This window comes from Ktedonobacter sp. SOSP1-52, from assembly GCF_016587395.1.
This window is the reverse complement of sequence record NZ_BNJH01000004.1, coordinates 364,663-380,941: the sequence shown is the minus strand read 5'-3', so window position 1 is coordinate 380,941 and position 16,279 is coordinate 364,663. Positions and strand designations below refer to the sequence as shown.

The 16,279-nt window shown below is 52.7% G+C and carries 13 protein-coding genes and 1 pseudogene; 8 read left to right on the top strand and 6 right to left on the bottom strand.

What is annotated here, in order from left to right:
* Nucleotides 1-494: 494 nt before the first annotated feature.
* The 4 genes from JMJ16_RS36725 (at nucleotide 495) to JMJ16_RS36710 (ending at nucleotide 4,937) form a co-directional block, all read left to right on the top strand.
* Entirely contained in the window at nucleotides 495-1,196 is a 702-nt protein-coding gene (locus JMJ16_RS36725) for a response regulator transcription factor (protein ID WP_201389700.1), read from the top strand.
* A complete protein-coding gene (locus tag JMJ16_RS36720) occupies nucleotides 1,193-2,194 on the top strand; it encodes a HAMP domain-containing sensor histidine kinase (protein ID WP_201389699.1) in 1,002 nt (333 codons plus the stop codon). The genes JMJ16_RS36725 and JMJ16_RS36720 overlap by 4 nt, the downstream gene beginning before the upstream one ends.
* Before the next feature lie 84 nt (nucleotides 2,195-2,278).
* Nucleotides 2,279-3,043, top strand: a complete 765-nt coding sequence (locus JMJ16_RS36715; protein WP_201389698.1) for an ABC transporter ATP-binding protein — start codon at nucleotides 2,279-2,281, stop codon at nucleotides 3,041-3,043.
* Nucleotides 3,018-4,937, top strand: coding sequence for an FtsX-like permease family protein (locus JMJ16_RS36710; RefSeq protein ID WP_201389697.1), 1,920 nt, complete (start codon nucleotides 3,018-3,020; stop codon nucleotides 4,935-4,937). Before JMJ16_RS36715 ends, JMJ16_RS36710 begins: the two co-directional genes overlap by 26 nt.
* Here JMJ16_RS36710 and JMJ16_RS36705 read toward each other — a convergent pair.
* Nucleotides 4,891-5,472 (bottom strand): UPF0758 domain-containing protein, encoded by a 582-nt coding sequence (locus JMJ16_RS36705; protein ID WP_201389695.1) that lies wholly within the window; start codon nucleotides 5,470-5,472, stop codon nucleotides 4,891-4,893. The genes JMJ16_RS36710 and JMJ16_RS36705 overlap by 47 nt on opposite strands.
* A 207-nt stretch (nucleotides 5,473-5,679) precedes the next feature.
* Here JMJ16_RS36705 and JMJ16_RS36700 point away from each other — a divergent pair, with 207 nt between their 5' ends.
* The 3 genes and pseudogenes from JMJ16_RS36700 to JMJ16_RS54955 all read left to right on the top strand — a co-directional run bounded on the left by JMJ16_RS36700 (nucleotide 5,680) and on the right by JMJ16_RS54955 (nucleotide 7,849).
* On the top strand, nucleotides 5,680-6,270 hold the full coding sequence (locus JMJ16_RS36700; RefSeq protein WP_201389693.1) for an RNA polymerase sigma factor: 591 nt from the start codon (nucleotides 5,680-5,682) through the stop codon (nucleotides 6,268-6,270).
* Nucleotides 6,267-7,631: pseudogene (locus tag JMJ16_RS57505) on the top strand (PQQ-binding-like beta-propeller repeat protein); the annotation flags it as partial. The gene JMJ16_RS36700 and the pseudogene JMJ16_RS57505, both read left to right, overlap by 4 nt.
* A 41-nt stretch (nucleotides 7,632-7,672) precedes the next feature.
* Nucleotides 7,673-7,849: a hypothetical protein gene (locus JMJ16_RS54955; RefSeq protein ID WP_236601875.1), complete on the top strand. Its 177-nt coding sequence runs from the start codon at nucleotides 7,673-7,675 to the stop codon at nucleotides 7,847-7,849.
* A 71-nt stretch (nucleotides 7,850-7,920) separates the two neighbouring features.
* Here JMJ16_RS54955 and JMJ16_RS36690 read toward each other — a convergent pair whose 3' ends face one another.
* Together JMJ16_RS36690 and JMJ16_RS36685 are read right to left on the bottom strand one after the other, a co-directional pair.
* A complete protein-coding gene (locus tag JMJ16_RS36690) occupies nucleotides 7,921-8,301 on the bottom strand; it encodes a hypothetical protein (RefSeq protein WP_201389689.1) in 381 nt (126 codons plus the stop codon).
* Nucleotides 8,302-8,830: 529 nt separating this feature from the next.
* Nucleotides 8,831-10,534, bottom strand: coding sequence for a molybdopterin-dependent oxidoreductase (locus tag JMJ16_RS36685; protein WP_201389687.1), 1,704 nt, complete (start codon nucleotides 10,532-10,534; stop codon nucleotides 8,831-8,833).
* A gap of 217 nt (nucleotides 10,535-10,751) precedes the next feature.
* Between JMJ16_RS36685 and JMJ16_RS36680 the strand changes: the two genes are divergently transcribed.
* Entirely contained in the window at nucleotides 10,752-11,576 is an 825-nt protein-coding gene (locus JMJ16_RS36680; RefSeq protein ID WP_201389685.1) for a class I SAM-dependent methyltransferase, read from the top strand.
* A 76-nt stretch (nucleotides 11,577-11,652) separates the two neighbouring features.
* Here the strand turns inward: JMJ16_RS36680 and JMJ16_RS36675 are convergent, their stop codons facing one another.
* The 3 genes from JMJ16_RS36675 to JMJ16_RS36665 form a co-directional block, all read right to left on the bottom strand.
* Nucleotides 11,653-12,489 (bottom strand): GNAT family N-acetyltransferase, encoded by an 837-nt coding sequence (locus JMJ16_RS36675; protein WP_201389683.1) that lies wholly within the window; start codon nucleotides 12,487-12,489, stop codon nucleotides 11,653-11,655.
* The gene (locus tag JMJ16_RS36670) at nucleotides 12,490-14,364 is read right to left on the bottom strand and encodes an ABC transporter ATP-binding protein (RefSeq protein WP_201389681.1); all 1,875 of its coding nucleotides are present in this window, start codon (nucleotides 14,362-14,364) and stop codon (nucleotides 12,490-12,492) included.
* Nucleotides 14,365-14,474: 110 nt separating this feature from the next.
* Nucleotides 14,475-16,265, bottom strand: a complete 1,791-nt coding sequence (locus JMJ16_RS36665) for an ABC transporter ATP-binding protein (RefSeq protein WP_201389680.1) — start codon at nucleotides 16,263-16,265, stop codon at nucleotides 14,475-14,477.
* Nucleotides 16,266-16,279 lie beyond the last annotated feature (14 nt).

Here is a 16,279-nt window from a genome sequence, read left to right as displayed (position 1 = left end):
GGGAGGCAATCGGCTCCCTCCCGCTGCTCCTTGGTACTATCGCGAACGTTGCAAATGATGTAGTAGTGGGAAGTGGTCACATCTGAACAATAACTCGAGAAAGTCCGTCTTGATGAAGTTGCGCTTGTAGAACCTCGCGGGTTAGAAAACTTACTGAGCGACATCCATGAGTTGTTGGAGGGCAAGGGACTAGCTGTCGCCGTCTAACCAGATTCTGGAGCATAAGGAGGAAGAGGCTGAAGCGATACGGTTTCACTTCAGCCTCTTTTGTGTTCTCTCATGATGAACGCTTCAATTTCTCGGCGAAGGAAACGTTCCTTCTGTTCTTGGCTTCTACTGAATTGGGGCAACTCCACCTCCAATACGTGTACTATCGGTGGCGAAAAAATCCTTGTCTGGACTGGAAAAATTGCGTAAGATAGAGGGCAAGAGAACCTTGAGTTGCTCCATTCGGTCCAGATCTCTTGCAGTCCCACCACCGAAAGTAGATGGATATGCATACTATTTTGCTTGTTGAAGACGATCCCAAGATTGTGCAATTACTGCAGGCTCATCTTGAGAAATATGGTTATGCAGTCGCCGCAAGTCGCGATTTTTCGTCTGTAGTGGATGAGTTTGAGCGTATCCGGCCTGCATTAGTTTTACTTGACATTAATTTGCCACGCTTTGATGGTTTCTACTGGTGTCGCCAGATCCGGAAGACGTCAACCTGTCCGATCCTCTTTATCTCAGCTCGTGAAAGTGCGATAGATCAGGTGATGGCACTGGAAAATGGCGCGGATGACTATATTACTAAGCCTTTTTCCTTTGAAGTTGTGGTGGCGAAAGTGGGCAGCCAGCTTCGTCGGGCCTATGGTGAGTTCGCTGTTCAGGTCAGTGAGCGTGTCATTGGACATGCTGGACTCTTGCTCTATCCTGAACGCCTGCAAGCAACACTCAACATGAAAACCGTCGAATTGAGCAAAAAAGAGGCACTGTTATTGGAATATTTACTGACACGAGTCAATCGTGTCGTCAACCGTGAACGCTTGCTTGAGGCATTGTGGGACGAAGCAAGCTTTGTGGAAGAAAATACATTGAATGTGAATATTACCCGTGTGCGCAAAAAGTTGCAGGAACTGGGCCTCAATGACGCATTGGAGACGGTGCGTGGCGCAGGTTATCGGCTCAATGTGACGTGGAGCCAGAAGGAATGAAACTCTTTCTCCGTGATCATCGCGCTTTGCTTCTGCTCAATTTCCTGCAAGTGGGGCTTATCTTCTTGATCTGCTGGCTCGGCGGTTTACTTCCTTGGGAGCTGATGCTTTATGCCTTGCTGCTCTGTCTGTTTTTGCTCGTATGTTATCTTATCCATCGTTACTATACATTGCGTCCGTTCTATCGACGGCTCAGTTCTGCCTTTGAATCGCTTGACGAGTCGATGCAGCACTATGGCGTGGCACCGCTCGGCGAGTCTTTGCAAAATCTGCTGCAAACGCAATATCGTGCCTACCAGAAGAACCTCTTGCGTTATCAACGTCGTCAGGAGATGCATATCACCTTTACTAATCAATGGGTCCATCAGATGAAAACGCCGCTCTCGGTGATCTTGCTGACCACACAGGATGAGGATGACGCTCGTTTTGTCAGTATTCGGGAAGAGTCGGAGCGACTACAAAAGGGATTGGACATGGTGCTCTATGCTGCTCGTCTAGACACGTTTGAGCATGATTTTCGTGTTGAAGCGGTTGCGCTGCGTAAGACCATCAATGACGTCATCCAACAAAACAAGAGGCTCTTTATTCGAAACCATGTGTATCCTGAAGTGCATATTGCCCCTGATATTCTTGTACTCTCTGATGCCAAATGGCTCGCCTTTATTTTTGATCAAATCATCGTCAATGCCATCAAATATTCTGCTAATACTCAGGCGAAAGTCAGTGTGAGCGCGCAAACCTATGATGACCGTGTTGAAGTCGAGGTGCGCGATCACGGTATCGGAATTCCTCCACAGGATCTGCCACGTATCTTTGAAGCCTATTTTACTGGCGAAAATGGGCGAACACATCGCCAATCGACGGGCATGGGCCTTTACCTTGCACATGAGGCCTGTCAACAACTTGGACATCCTATTCGTGTTGACTCCTCCGTGGGTCAGGGGACAACGCTGCATCTTACCTTTTTCCGCCGTGCGCCCAAGCTTACAGTTCTGTAAGATTGCTGTAAGCAAAATCGATGGTTTCCCATCCTGCCACCTGCTATGCTCTCAAGAGAACAATATGAGAGAGGTGAATATTTTATGCTTCGTATTCGCAATTTGAATAAAATCTATGCAGGGAAAGTCACTTATCAGGCACTCTCAGATATCACCATGGTAATTGCGCAAGGTGAATTTGTTGGTATCATGGGGCCGTCTGGGAGTGGGAAGACGACGCTACTCAATATGGTCTCTACGATTGATCTCCCAACCTCCGGGGAAGTCCTGATCAATGGCAAAAATCCCTACACGCTCTCTAAACGGCAGCTGGCGCTCTTTCGACGCCATGAATTGGGCTTTGTCTTTCAAGATTTCAATCTCCTCGATACGCTCACCATCGGAGAAAATATTGTGCTGCCGCTCACTTTGGATAAACGGAGCGTCAATGAGATGGATGAGCGGCTTGAGTGTGTCACACAACAACTGGGCATTCAAGATCTATGCAACAAGCGCACATACGAAGTTTCAGGTGGGCAGGCGCAGCGAGCTGCCATTGCACGGGCCATTATCCACACTCCTTCGCTGCTCCTAGCTGATGAGCCCACTGGCAACCTGGATTCAAAAGCTACCTGCGATATCATGGGAATCCTGGAAAGGATTAATCAGACACAGGGCACCACAACACTGCTGGTAACCCACGATGCGTTTGCTGCCAGCTATTGTCACCGTATTATCTTTATCAAGGATGGACGTTTCTACAACGAGATTCGCCGTGGCACGAATCGACAAATATTTTATCAGCAAATTGTTGATGTACTTGCTTTATTAGGAGGGAATACGGATGACGTTCTTCCAATTCGCCAGTAACAATGTCAGGCGCAACGGACGTGCCTATGCCGCCTACTTCTTGAGCAGCGTCTTTGCGATTCTCATGTTCTTTCTGTATGCCACACTGGCTAATCATCCGGTCCTGCTCACTAAAGGGTATGTCGATCCACGGGTGATCGCTGGTATGCAGGGTGCGGAATATATCATTTTTGTGTTTGCATTCTTCTTTATTCTGTACTCAATGAGCTCGTTTTTGCGTGGGCGAAACAAGGAGTTTGGCATTCTCACACTGCTGGGTATCTCGAATCAGCAATTGACCTGGCTGATCTTTCTCGAAAACATAGTGCTGGGCATCGCAACCATTCTTGTGAGCATCGTAGTTGGCCTTCTCTTTTCCCAACTCTTTCTGATGTTAGGATCAATGATCCTGGACACTCCAACCTTACCATTCTACGTGCCCATACAGGCATTACAGGTTACCTGTAGTGCGTTTATTGTTCTGTTTTTCTTGGGCTCAATTGCAACAATCTTCTTCATACGCCACAATACGGTGCTGGCTTTGTTGAAAGGGAGCCAACGACCCAAACGTGAGCCCAAAATATCGATTCTCTTTGCCTTGTTGGGTTTTGCTCTTCTGGTTACGGGCTATGTGATTGCCCTAACGTTCCAGAATAATGGTAATCAACACCCAGTGCAACCAATCCTGGTGGTCATCTTGAGTACTATTGGAACCTACGTGCTCTATTCACAAGGAAACGTCTTTCTCATTCAGATACTGAAGAAGCGTCGGAGCTATTACTGGCGTGGGACAAACATGCTCTGGCTCTCGGAATTGGCGTATAACATGAAAGACAACGCCCGCCTGCTCTTTATCGTTGCCATGATCTTAAGTGTTGCGTTTTCCTCCACGGGTATTTTGGCGGTTTTCAGACCAGAAGAAAGAGCTAGTGCCAATGCGCCCTTTACTTTTACTCTGGCATTTGGACAAAGAAACTCGCAATCTGCCCAGCCATCGCAAGATGTGTTGAATCATGCGCTGGCTGCCAAGCATTTTACCTATACCACAGTTTCGGTCCCCTTCATTACCCTGCAAGCAAAAGAAGGTGTTTCTGCATATGTCCTGATGAGCATGACAAGTTACAATCGTCTGGCGGAGTGTGCTCATGTACCACTGTTGTCAGTTCATACCGGAGAGGCTATCGCTCTCGATCCACCGAAGAGTATCAGACCCACTGACACACTTTCTCTCAGAGAGAGCAAGAAACGACTTCATCTTGTCGCTGCAAAGGCCCCAATAGCGTTGAATGATTCTTCAACGAATGGAAGCCCGTTGATCGTGACAGATCTAGCATTTCAAGAACTGAGCCAGCATACACAACAAGGTCTCTACGTTGGATATAATTTGTCAGATTGGAGGATGACCACTGACCTGGCAAGGAATGTACAAAATACGTTAAACGCCAGTATTCCATCCGGAAAACCATTAGGCCTGGATAGATTTGTCTTTACATCGCATGCATGGACGTATTTTAATCGCTATCAATTACCGCGTGTCGCCCAGTTTATTGGCTTGTTCACCGCGCTGATTTTCCTGATCGCATCCGGGAGTTTTCTCTACTTCAGGCTCTATACCATCCTGACCGAGAACAAAGAGCAATATCGAGCCATCGCGAAAGTAGGCCTCACTGAATCTGAGATGCAAAAAAGCGTCACAATTCAGGTTGCCATCCTGTTTTTCGCCCCATTTCTGATGGCGGTGCTTAATACTGTGTTTGCCATGCTCGCATTTAAGAACAATATAAATCCACAGGCTGGTTCACGTGTTCTGCTCGCGCTTGTAGAAACGATTGGGCTTTTTCTGACGATACAGCTTGCCTATTTCTTGATCATCCGCATGCAATACCTCTCTCAATTGAGGCAGGCACTTGTGTAACTGTGTGACTGGGCGTTTGTCGAAGATGAAGAGGATGATCACAACAATGGAAGAACAAACATTGATGTGTTCTAGCATATGTATACCACATTCTCGATCGCGCGAAGTCCTCATGTTCTAAAAACATAAGTTCCATACGCACCAGGTTAGCCACGTCATCCGCCGAGCGAATTTGATATTTTTGGTCATGCTGAAGCATGCTGAGGCGCTTGCCAAGCTCAAGCGCTGCCTTGAGCTGCGCGGCTTTCGCCAGCCCAAGCCCATATTCTTCGCTCAATTGATGAAAGCTGGCGCTCATCAATCCCCCCAGCCCCCCGTACTTAGCTAGCAGCTTCCCGGCCATCTCCATCACGTTGTCGCGCTGGGTCCCGGTGCGCAAGATGATCGCCAGCAGGTCCGCGTTCGACAGCGAATCCGCACCCTGCTTCTGCAGGCGTTCCCGTGGTCGTTCATCGTGGGGAAGGTCGTGTACTGTAGCGTGATATTCCGCGCGTACAGGCGGCTGTAGCTCGTCGTCATAGGCGCGTTCGCGCATGCTCTCTCTCCTTAGGTAAACTCATCGAATTACTTCTATGGAGAAGAGTATGCCGATCACCTGGAAAAGACAATAGGCAAAATAGGAAGTAACCAAGCCAATTATCCGGGAAAAATAGGAAGTCCCCGGTGGCACGCAGGAAAAGCACACTCACCTGCGTTACAGGGAATAGAACGAGAAGATACATGAAGGAGAGGATAACTATAGATGTACCAGGTCTTTGGCGAAGGACCTCCAGACTGCTCAGGGGAAGAGGCCTCTCTTGAACAGTTAGTGGCGCAGGCTCGTCAGGGAGAGGCTACCGCGTTTGCCCGCCTCTTTGAAGCCTTTAACGCGCCCATTTGCACCTATCTAGCCCGCCTGGTGGGAAATGATGAACTGGGGCGTGATCTGGCCCAGGATACCTTCTTGAAGGCCTGGAAGGGCTTACCAAGCCTACAGGGTGAGCTACAGTTCCGTGCCTGGCTCTATCGTATAGCAACCAACATAGCCTACTCACACCTGCGTCATACACGGCACGTACGCTGGCTACCCTGGATCCAGGTGAGCGAGCATGAAAGCCCAAGCATTGAGGGGCCGGAGGAATGGGTGAGCGAAGTCGATGTGATTCAGCATGCCTTGCGTCAGATCTCGCCACAATACCGAGCATGTTTGTTGCTCCAGGTGATTGAAGGCTTTTCGCAACGCGAGATCGCACGCATGCTGCATATCAGCGAGAAGAGTGTAGGCTCAAATGTCTCGCGGGCACGCGAGCAGTTTCGCCGATTCTATCAGCCCACGAAAGGAGCAATGGAATGAGGAAGCAGCAGAGGCGGCCTGTTTCCACGCCCTGTGTTCAGTGGCAAGCGCAACTGGCCAGCTTGCATAGGAATGATCTTCTGCCACGTGAACGGGAGGCATTAAGGGTTCACCTTAAGGAGTGCTCCGTCTGCGCCCAGGCACAGGCAGACTACCGGGCCATGGATGCCGCTCTTCGTAGTTTACCGCCGGTCGCTCCCCTGTCTCAACTTCCCAGGGAACTGGCGGAAGCTGTGTACAAACAGCAGAGAGGAACAAGAATGCTCAAGGATGACACCCCAATCAAAGGAGTAACCGGTGATCTTGAAGTGATTGACCTGGATGAACAGCTTGCGAAGCGTGCACGCAAAGTCGGTTCCAGGCCAGTGCTCTCAACTAGGCCTGAGCGACACAGGAGCCGCCCTGTACGTATCATTAGCTCACTCGTAGCGGTCCTGGTAGTGGCGGTCCTGGCTGGAGGAGCCTTGTTCCTCTTCTCGGACCATTCTGGCCCCGATAGCAGTGTGATGGGTTCGCAAGTGCCTTTCAATGCCAGGGTGCTCTATACTACCAGCCCAGAGATTCCTGGCCAGGTGAAGAAGGCAAGCATCTATGCAGTAAACCCGCAGAACGGCTCGACTTATTGGAAAACCACGTTCAAGACCAAACTGTCGATAAACGAACTGGTTCCATATAAGGATACACTCTTTGCGCCGGGTGAGGATGGTAATCTGTATGCGCTGAGCGCGAGGACAGGGAAAGTCCTCTGGAAATACACGCTCAAGGATACTTCGAGCAATAATGTTCCCGACTCGCCCATTGCCGATGGAAACACGGTCTACTTTAGCACAGGCAATGGCTTTTACGCCGTAAGTATTCTTGATGGGAAATTGCTCTGGCATATAGCGAAACCCTGCAAGCCACAGTCTGAGAGCGGTGTAGTAGACCCTGCCTGCACTCATGATTTGAGCGCAGTTGCCAATGGGAAGGTGTATGGTTTCTTCGACGGCCTCTATGCCTTTGATGCCAGCAATGGCAAGCAGCTGTGGCATAATTCGCAGATACTCACTAAAGGTTCTCCGAACGTTGTAATCTCTGGGAAGTACCTGTATACGATTGCTGGTTTGCATCTCGATGTGCTGAATGCCGTTGATGGTAAGCAGGTGGAAGCGCCTGCGTTGGCGACCTCTGGGGAGGCAAATGGATTATTGGGTGCAGATGGAGTAGTATACTATTCTACAGAAAACCAGCTTGTCGCTCTTCGTGGCACAGCGGTGCTCTGGAGGCAGAGCTATACTTCTACTTTGCTCATGGCTTTCAGCCAGAAAACGCTTTTTGTCGAGACAATGAACCCTCTGGCGCCTGCCAGTAAAGCATTTGGTTCTTACTTCTACGCCCTGGATGCCAATACAGGAAAAATTAAGTGGCATTGGGGGAAAAGGCGCCTGACGGGCAAGGAGCCTGGGGACCAGGTTACCCCACCTCGCAGGATGGCAAGCTCTACTTCTTCTCCATGGGCCAGGTTACGGGGAATAAATGGGTCGAGGGTCTCTGGATCTTGCATGATGGCAAACGCGACTTCTATCCTTTGCAGGATTAGAGGCGTAAAAGAAGAGGGGGAGCCCTGCGGCAGGCAGGGCTCCCCCTCTTCTTTTACTACTTATAGGATGGTTAGCGTATACGCAACTCGTTGCGCGTGCGAAGCCGTGGCTTCGGGGCCTCGTGTTCGCGCTGTTGCAGTTCTAAGACGAGCTGTGTCACCGTAGCGGTTGTGGTCAATTTGGCTGGCTGGTGCTCGGCTTCCCGCGGCTCACTCGTCGCGGAAGGGAGGAAGCTTACAGCGGCCTCTCGGACCTGTGAGGACGCGACTGGCTTGCGTGTTTCTCGTGTTGTCTCTGTTCCTGGCGTTTGCATTGCCTGTTCCATTAACAGCGTGCCACAAACACCGCACATCCCATGGCTTGCCTTATACAGTTTTGGCAGCGGTAAAAGGGAGACCCGCTCGCCCGCGCTATCAATCAAGCGCAGGCACCATGCACACTGTCGTACCATAAATCCACACTATCCTTTCCCTCACGGTGCAAACGATACATAGCGACATAGTATGTCTCTGGTACTTGGGTGGGAACAGGACCGGTGAAGATCCGCCTCTGTGTATCGTCTTGCTGGTTTCAAAAATCAGTCAATGTCATCCGTTGACTACCGTGTAACATCCTCCTTGTTATAATACCTTCCACAGAAAGTAATTTTCATCCTTTGTCTGAGAATTTGTACATATAGATATGCGGCATTTCGTATATTATCTCCCCTTTTCTACATACCTTCATACCCACCACTACCTTTTCTTTGTAATGGTTGCTCGATTTTGTCTTTTAGATGTAGTGCAGGTGTCCCGCATGTCGTTGCCCTCTGACCTACTGTCAGGGTGCGTAGCACTCAGACACCAAGGAATAAGACAAAGGTAAGACAAGGCAAGATATTGATGATTGCCTATTTTTTCCTACATCTTAAACAACGAATGGCAGGCGAAAAAGTTGCAATTAATTTAATGTAATGCATCTTCATACGTCTTTCACCTGCATTAACGAACTGTAATGGAAATGGTGTGATAGCCGGATGAACCTGCGGGTGCGGGCGAGGCAATGGCCGGGTCCTGGACGTTGCTCTCCAGATCGATCGCTCGCGCTACAACCGAGTACTGTCCCGCTTTAGGGGTCCAGGAAAGCTCCCATAAGATCCAGGTGATCTGCGAGAATGGTTTCTTCAGGGTTGCTCGCTGCCAGTTCGCACCGCCATCCAGACTCACATCTACCTGGCTGATGCCTTTATTTCCCGAGAAGGCGACGCCGGCAATATAGCTGGTTCGACCGGCTGTGAGGGTCGCCCCGGTCAGTGGCGTATCGATACGCGTGGTCATACGCACGGGGGCGGCATCGTCCCAGCCGCGATTTTGCCAGTAACCTTGAAAGTCGTAGTTGACGACCTCAATGCCTGTGATCCACTTCACGTGTTTCATGCCATAGATGCCAGGGACCAGGAGGCGAGCCGGGAAGCCATGCTGCTGCGGAAGGGTCTGCCCATTCATGCGCACGGCGACGAGGGTTGTCGGCTCCAGGGCCTTGCTCAGGTGAATGCTGTCACTATAATCATCCGCCGCGTGCAGGACGACCTTGGTCGCGCCCTCTTTAACGCCTGCACGCTCCAGCAGTGTGGAGAGTGGGAAGCCTTCCCAGAGGGCGTTTCCCATATAGGGACCACCAACCTCGTTGCTGATGCACATCAGCGACTCATATTGTTGCCTGGTTGGCATCTGGAGAATCTCGTCATAGTTGAGTGTGTAGGGGGTGCGTACCTGTCCCTTGACCTCCATATGCCAGCCTCTGGCGTCGACTGTGGGATCGGAGACCAGGTTTTTGGAGACGGTATAGAACTGGTCGTTACTGGTAAGCTCTGGCGAGAGATTCTGCGCGGGCTGAAGTGTGCCATAGTTGGGTGTAGGTGGTGGCACGATTTTACGCTTGAAGTTCTGCGTAATGTGCGCAACATTCGTGCCCGCGCTTCCAAGTCCATTGGAGATAAAGCGCCATGCCAGATAACCCATGACGCCTACGCCCAGTACCAGGCCGCCGCTACGCAGGACATCGCGGCGCGTCTGACGAGAGCGCTCGCGAGCCGCCTGCGCGCCCAGCGCCTCTTTCGCGACCTGCTCGCGTACGCTAAACAGATTGCGGAGCAGGACGTAGAGCAGGCCATAGACCAGGCCGACCACGCCCATACTCCACATGCTGCCGCTAAGGCCGCTGGTTGTGTTCGCGCCAAAGAGCCCACTGCCAAAGAGGGGGAGCAGAAGTAAACCGCTGAACAGCCAGAGCAGAAATGCCAGGAGGAGTCCAGCGCTCCATCTCATGGTTGTACTCTTGCCATCCGGGCGGGGATGCGCGATACTAGAATGCCCGCTTAGCTGGTTAAAGAAGCCGCCTGCGAGACCGAAGACCGCGCACTGCCCCACCACAACGATGGCGACGAGAACATGTTTGGCATCGTCGCCAATCAACTGGTGCAGGAAGGCGAAGAGGGGCGCAGGCATAAGTTGGGTGATCCAACTGCCCATCTCTTCGGGCAGCGAGACGCCATGAAATTCGATATTGAGCAGGAGCATGATGCCGGTGGCAAGAATACCTGCTGCAAGTCCCGCTAAGAAGCCATTGGCAAAAAGCTCCTGGCGCGCCTGCGCTTCTGGCGGTGGCGTCTGCTCGGGTTGGGTCGGTGGTTGTGTCGTTTGCACGGTGATGCCTCTGTCTGTAAGAAAATAGAAAAGTTCCTGATTGAATCAGATTGTTCTTAGATTCACACGTTGTCTACGAGCTTCTTTTACAGAGATGCTGGACATGTAGTAATCGTATCATTACGGGGAACTTTGTGTAACCTTAAGCCTATGGCTGTGCGTACTATAAATGCTATCTTATCAATCTGCTGGCTTTGTGCCTGAAAGGAGGCCCACCATGATGGGCAGGGATTCAACGGATCTGACGTTGGAGATGCTTAACGAAGAGGTGCGTATGATTTGGGACGCTAACGCACCCTTCTGGGCGAGCTACATGGGCGCTGAGGGGAATAGTTTTCATCGCTTACTAGTTGCCCCATCTGCTGAACGATTGCTAGCTTTACAAGCTGGGGAGGAGGTATTGGAACTTGCCTGCGGGGGTGGTCTTTTTGTCAAACAGATGGCACGCCTGGGAGCCAGAGTGGTCGCCACAGACTTCAGCTCGGTTTTTCTGGAGCTTGCGCGGGAGCGCGCCGCCGAGTTCGAGGAGCAGGTACAGTTTGCGCAGGTGGATGCCACGCATGAAGAAGAGATTGTCGCCCTGGGCGAGCAGCGTTTTGATGCCGCGGTCTGCAATATGGGTATCATGGACATGGCGGAGATTGATCCCTTGATGCGTGGCCTGGCGCAGGTACTCAAGCCTGGAGGGCGCTTCGTCTTTACGATTATGCACCCCTGTTTCAATTCATCACATGTAACGATGGGGGTTGAGACCAGGGATGAGAGTGGCGAGGTCATCACGGAGCGCTTCTTGAAGAAAACAAAGTATTTGTATATGGAGCCTGAGAAGGGCACGGGTATCATGGGCCAACCTCTCCCTCAGTACTATTTTCATCGTCCGCTACATAAACTCCTTGGAAGTGCCTTCCGCGTGGGCTTTACCATGGATGGCATCGAGGAGCCAGCCTTTGGCGGAATCGAGGAACCAAAGGCGCGGGTGCATTGGCCAGATTTCCACGAGTTTCCCCCTGTGCTGGCGGTGCGCTTACGCCTGCGTCAATAAAACAGTATTTTATAAGTGGTGTGGGCGCGGATGGGCAGCCATAGGCTGCCCATCCGCGCCCACACCACTTATAATGTTAGCCTGCCTGCCAGGTGCTTGCTGGCAGAAAGTAGAATTCAAAGGTGCAGAGCTCTTCAAAGCCGAGACGACCGTAGATGGGAAGCCCCATCTTTGATGATTGCAGGGTGGCGTAGCGGTAGCCCCTGGCGTAGGCGCTACGCAGGGCGGCCAGCGTTACAGCTCGTCCGATACCGCGTCCCCGTTCCGCGGGCAGAGTGCAGACGTTATAGATTCCAGCCAGGCCCCCACCCGGGCTAAGCAGTGAGGTACCAACCACGCGCCCCTCGCATAGCGCACTGTAGGGGCGATAGTGCTCCGATTGGCGATAGCCCTGGCGCTGTAATATATCAAGCAAGAGGGTTGTGACAAAGGGTGGGAAACTGCTTCCCTCCGAGAGGGTATATATCCATTGCTCCATCTCAGCGGCATTTTCCACCACTTTGATCGTGATCCCCACTGGTGGAGCTTCGTCGAGAGGGAGGTTCCGTAGGTCAACGGCCATGCCAGGCAGGCGTTCATCCAGTGCCAGTCCGTGCTTGAGCAGGTGTTTTCCCAGATCGCCCGGCGTTGTTGAGGGAAAGGTTAGCCACGCCATCGGCAGATCTCGCTCGCGAAAAGGCGCCAGCAGACGTTCAATCTGGGCGTTCAGACCCTCGGGCGAGAGCTGGGCGCGGATGATGCCATTAAACATAGAGAGCTGGGTTCCAGAGAGAAACCAGTCAACCTCTGGTGTTGAGTGGATCTGGCAGCCGAGCACGCGGCCCCAGAGGGCCGCGGTCTCCTGAACGTTTGCCTCCATTGCACGCACGAGGTCTTCGCGCGTGCCAGAGGTAGATGTGAAGATCGGCGCCATTTAACGCACCTCTTCGGGTTGAGGCGTGGTTGCCTGGTCTATCTCATCCAGAACTGAAGCATGTACCTCCACAAAGCCCTCGCCTGGCTTATAGTCCGGCGATTGGTGGCGGAAGTAGGTATTGTACAGGTGAGCGTAGTGTCCCCCCTGGCGCATCAGGTGCTCATGATTGCCCTCTTCAACGATGCGACCACGGTTGAGTACGATAATACGGTCGGCCTGTTTGATGGTCGAGAGACGGTGCGCGATCAGGATGGCGGTGCGGTCCTCAAGAAGGATATCCAGACCCTCCTGAATCTGAGACTCCGTCAGGGGATCAACGCTGGCGGTGGCCTCGTCGAGGATCAGGATGGCGGGATCTTGCAAGAGCACGCGTGCCAGGGCCACAAGCTGACGCTGGCCCATGGAGAGCGCCTTGCCCTCTTCGCCGACCTGTGTCTCCAATCCCTCGGGTAGCGCTTCGATCCAATCGCCATCGCCGATCTGGCGCGCTATCTGGAGCACCTCGGCGTCGCTGGCCTCAGGCCGCGCGTAGCGAATGTTCTCCGCGACGGTACCTGAGAAAAGGAAGGGCACCTGGGGCACGATGCCCAGGCGGCGGCGATAATCCTGTAGGTCGAAGCTGCGAATATCACGCTTATCGATAAGCAACTTGCCACCCTGGTACTCATAGAAGCGCGCCACCAGCTTGGCGATGCTGGATTTGCCCGCGCCAGTGTGGCCGACGAAGGCGACCGTCTCGCCAGCCTGGATCTTCAGGTTAAAGTCAGGCAGCACCGTCTGGCGGTCATCATAGCTAAAGAACATGTCCTGGAACTCGATCTCGCCCTTAAGGGCTGGTACCGTTTCGTTACCCGTCTGGTGTACGCGAGGCTCAGCGTCGAGCAGAGCGAAGACACGCTCACTGGCGGAGAGGCCAAGCTGAAACTGGCTCCAGAAAGAGGCGATGCTGGTCACCGGGAACCAGAGTGAGGCGATACCCTGTACAAAGAGAAACCAGTCGCCAGCAGTGATACTGTGGTTGAGGACGTTATGTCCACCAAAGTAGATCACCAGGGTTGAACCCAGGTTTGCGATAGCGACCAGGACGGGGAAGACCCCGTTATAGAGGATGCCAGAACGTACATCGACGTGAAAGGCCTGGGTGTTGACCTCCTTGAACTCGTTGTACATGTTCTGCTCCTGGCGGAAGTTCTTGGCGACGATGATGCCGCTGACCGCCTCCTGGACATTCGAGTTCACGCGTCCCATGGAGCGCTGTGAGCGCTGGGTCGCTGTGCGCGCCAGGTAGCGAAAGCCCAGCGCTACCAACATGATTGCGGGCAGAATCGTAAAGGCGATCAACGCAAGCTGCCAGCTGCGGAAGAAGAGGATGATCGCGATCAGGATGAAGAGCAAGAACTGGCTGAGCAGGTTGACGGTCAGGGTCACCACTGTGGCAAATTTATCGGTATCCGAGGTGACACGACTGACTATCTTGCCCGACGAGAACTCGTCGAAGAACGACATATCGCGATCCATCACCGCGTTAAAGGCGTCCTTGCGCAGTTGCAGCACGACATCTCCAACCGCGATGGCGGTGAGCCATTGGCGCAGCATATTGAAGACCCAGGAGAGGACGCCCGAAACCAGGAGCAGCGCCGCCAGCCAGATCGCTGTTTGCATTGCCTTATTCGATACCAGGGTATCAATACCATTGGAGACGAGCAGGGGGAAGGCGGTGTCCATTAGCGTCTTGAGCACGACCAGAATGCTGACAACGACCACCACTCCCAACTTTGGTTTAAAGTAGCCTGCGATGCGCTTGATAAGCTGACCATCGGTATATGTTCGATCATAGGCCTCGGCGTCCAGGCCATCCATAAGAAAACCCATTGTTCGCTCTCTTTCCTCTCACTTCTTATGCGGAAACCAACGTCGCTCACGCGACTAGCGCTTCCCCCATTCGGGGACAAGCGCGCTCAGGTTTCCGAAGAGGCACTCAACTATTCGCCACTGGCCAGAACAGCCTCCGGCGCCGCTACGTTCTCATAGTGTGAGAAGATGCGCTGGTAGGTGCGGCAGCGCTGCATCAACTCCTCGTGTGTACCCTGATCGATGACCTCGCCATTGCGCACAACGAGCACTTTATCCGCCCAGCGAATCTGTGAGATACGATGGGTGATAAGGAGGGTGGTGCGATTCTGAAGTACACGCTTGATCGCCTTCTGAATCTCATCCTCAGTGGCGCTATCGATGGCGCTGGTTGAGTCGTCGAGGATGAGGATACGTGGATCCGTGAGGAGGGCGCGCGCGATCGCCAGGCGCTGGCGCTGGCCGCCTGAGAGCATGACGCCACGTTCGCCGATAACGGTCTCGTATCCCTCTTTAAAGCTCATGATAAAGTCATGGGCCTGGGCATCTCTGGCCGCCTGCTCGATAGTGCTGGCATCGGCTTGTTGGCCCATGCCATAGGCAATATTGTCGGCGATAGAGCGCGAGAAGAGGAAGATGTCTTGCTCAATGGTCGAGATCTGTGAGCGGAGCGCATCCATATTCCAATCGCGAACATCCTGCCCATCAATGAGCACACGTCCATTGCTGACATCATAGATGCGGTTGACCAGCTTGGTGATGGTACTTTTGCCCGAGCCGGTCTGGCCCACAATGGCGATGGTCTGCCCGGCTTTGGCCTGGAAGGAGACGTTTTTCAGGATGGGTGTCTCGCCATAGCCGAAGGAGACGTTCTCGAAGACGATATTGCCCTGGATCTCGGCCTTGTAGCCATCCTCGTTCTCGTCGATCTCTGTCTCCTCTTTCATCATATCGAGGACACGCCGCGATCCCGCGATCCCCAGTTGGACCAGGGTAAAGCTCCAGGTCGACATATCTGTGACGAAGCGCAGGTTCGTGGCCAGGCCAATGAACGTGACCAGTTGACCAATGGTGATCTGATGTTGTAGGAGCAAGAACAGGCCATGCAGGAAACAGAAGGCCAACGCGATACCCAGCAGAAGTGTCGGCAGGTACTGACCCTGGATGATGCCGTTCTTGACGAAGAAGTCGCGATAGCGAGAGGCATTCTTTGTGAACTTCTCTTTCTCTTGCTCCTCCTGCGAGGTAGCTTTGATGACCTCGATGCCGGTAACCGCTTCGTTTAGGACCGCGTTGGTCACGCCAAACTGCTCGCGCATCTCTCGCGAGACGGGGTTGAGGCGCCGTGAGTAGAGACGCAATGTTAGCAGAAAGACCACCAGGTAAAGTAGTGGCACCAGCAAGAGCTGGATATTCAAGATGCCGATAAAGATCATGATTGCCAACAGGCTTGAGAAGGAGTCGTAAATGATATCGAAGCCGGGCGAAACCATGTCGCTGATCTGCGACATATCATTGGTTGCACGCGCCATGATATCACCGACGCGCTGTCGATTATGGAACGACTGGCTCTTGCCTAAGAGACTGACATAGAGCTCCTCGCGTGCATCGCGGGCGAGGCTCTTGGCAATGATCTCAATCATGAAGCGTGCGCCAAAGTCGATCAGGCCACAGCAAATGACCAGGGCCAGCATCTTGAGCGCGATAATGCCAACCTGTGCGCCATCTCCCTTGAGGACAGCATCAAAGGCATTACCGGTCAGCACACGGGTCCCCGAGAAGGCAAAGTTGGTGATTAGGGCCAGCACCATATACAGCAAGACGCGAAATTTATAGCGGAACAAATGCGAGATAATCCAGCGCGCAGGGCTGGCGCGGTTAAATGTATATTCATTAGAGACGGTAAACTCGCGTTTGGACAAGGGGTACCTCCGAC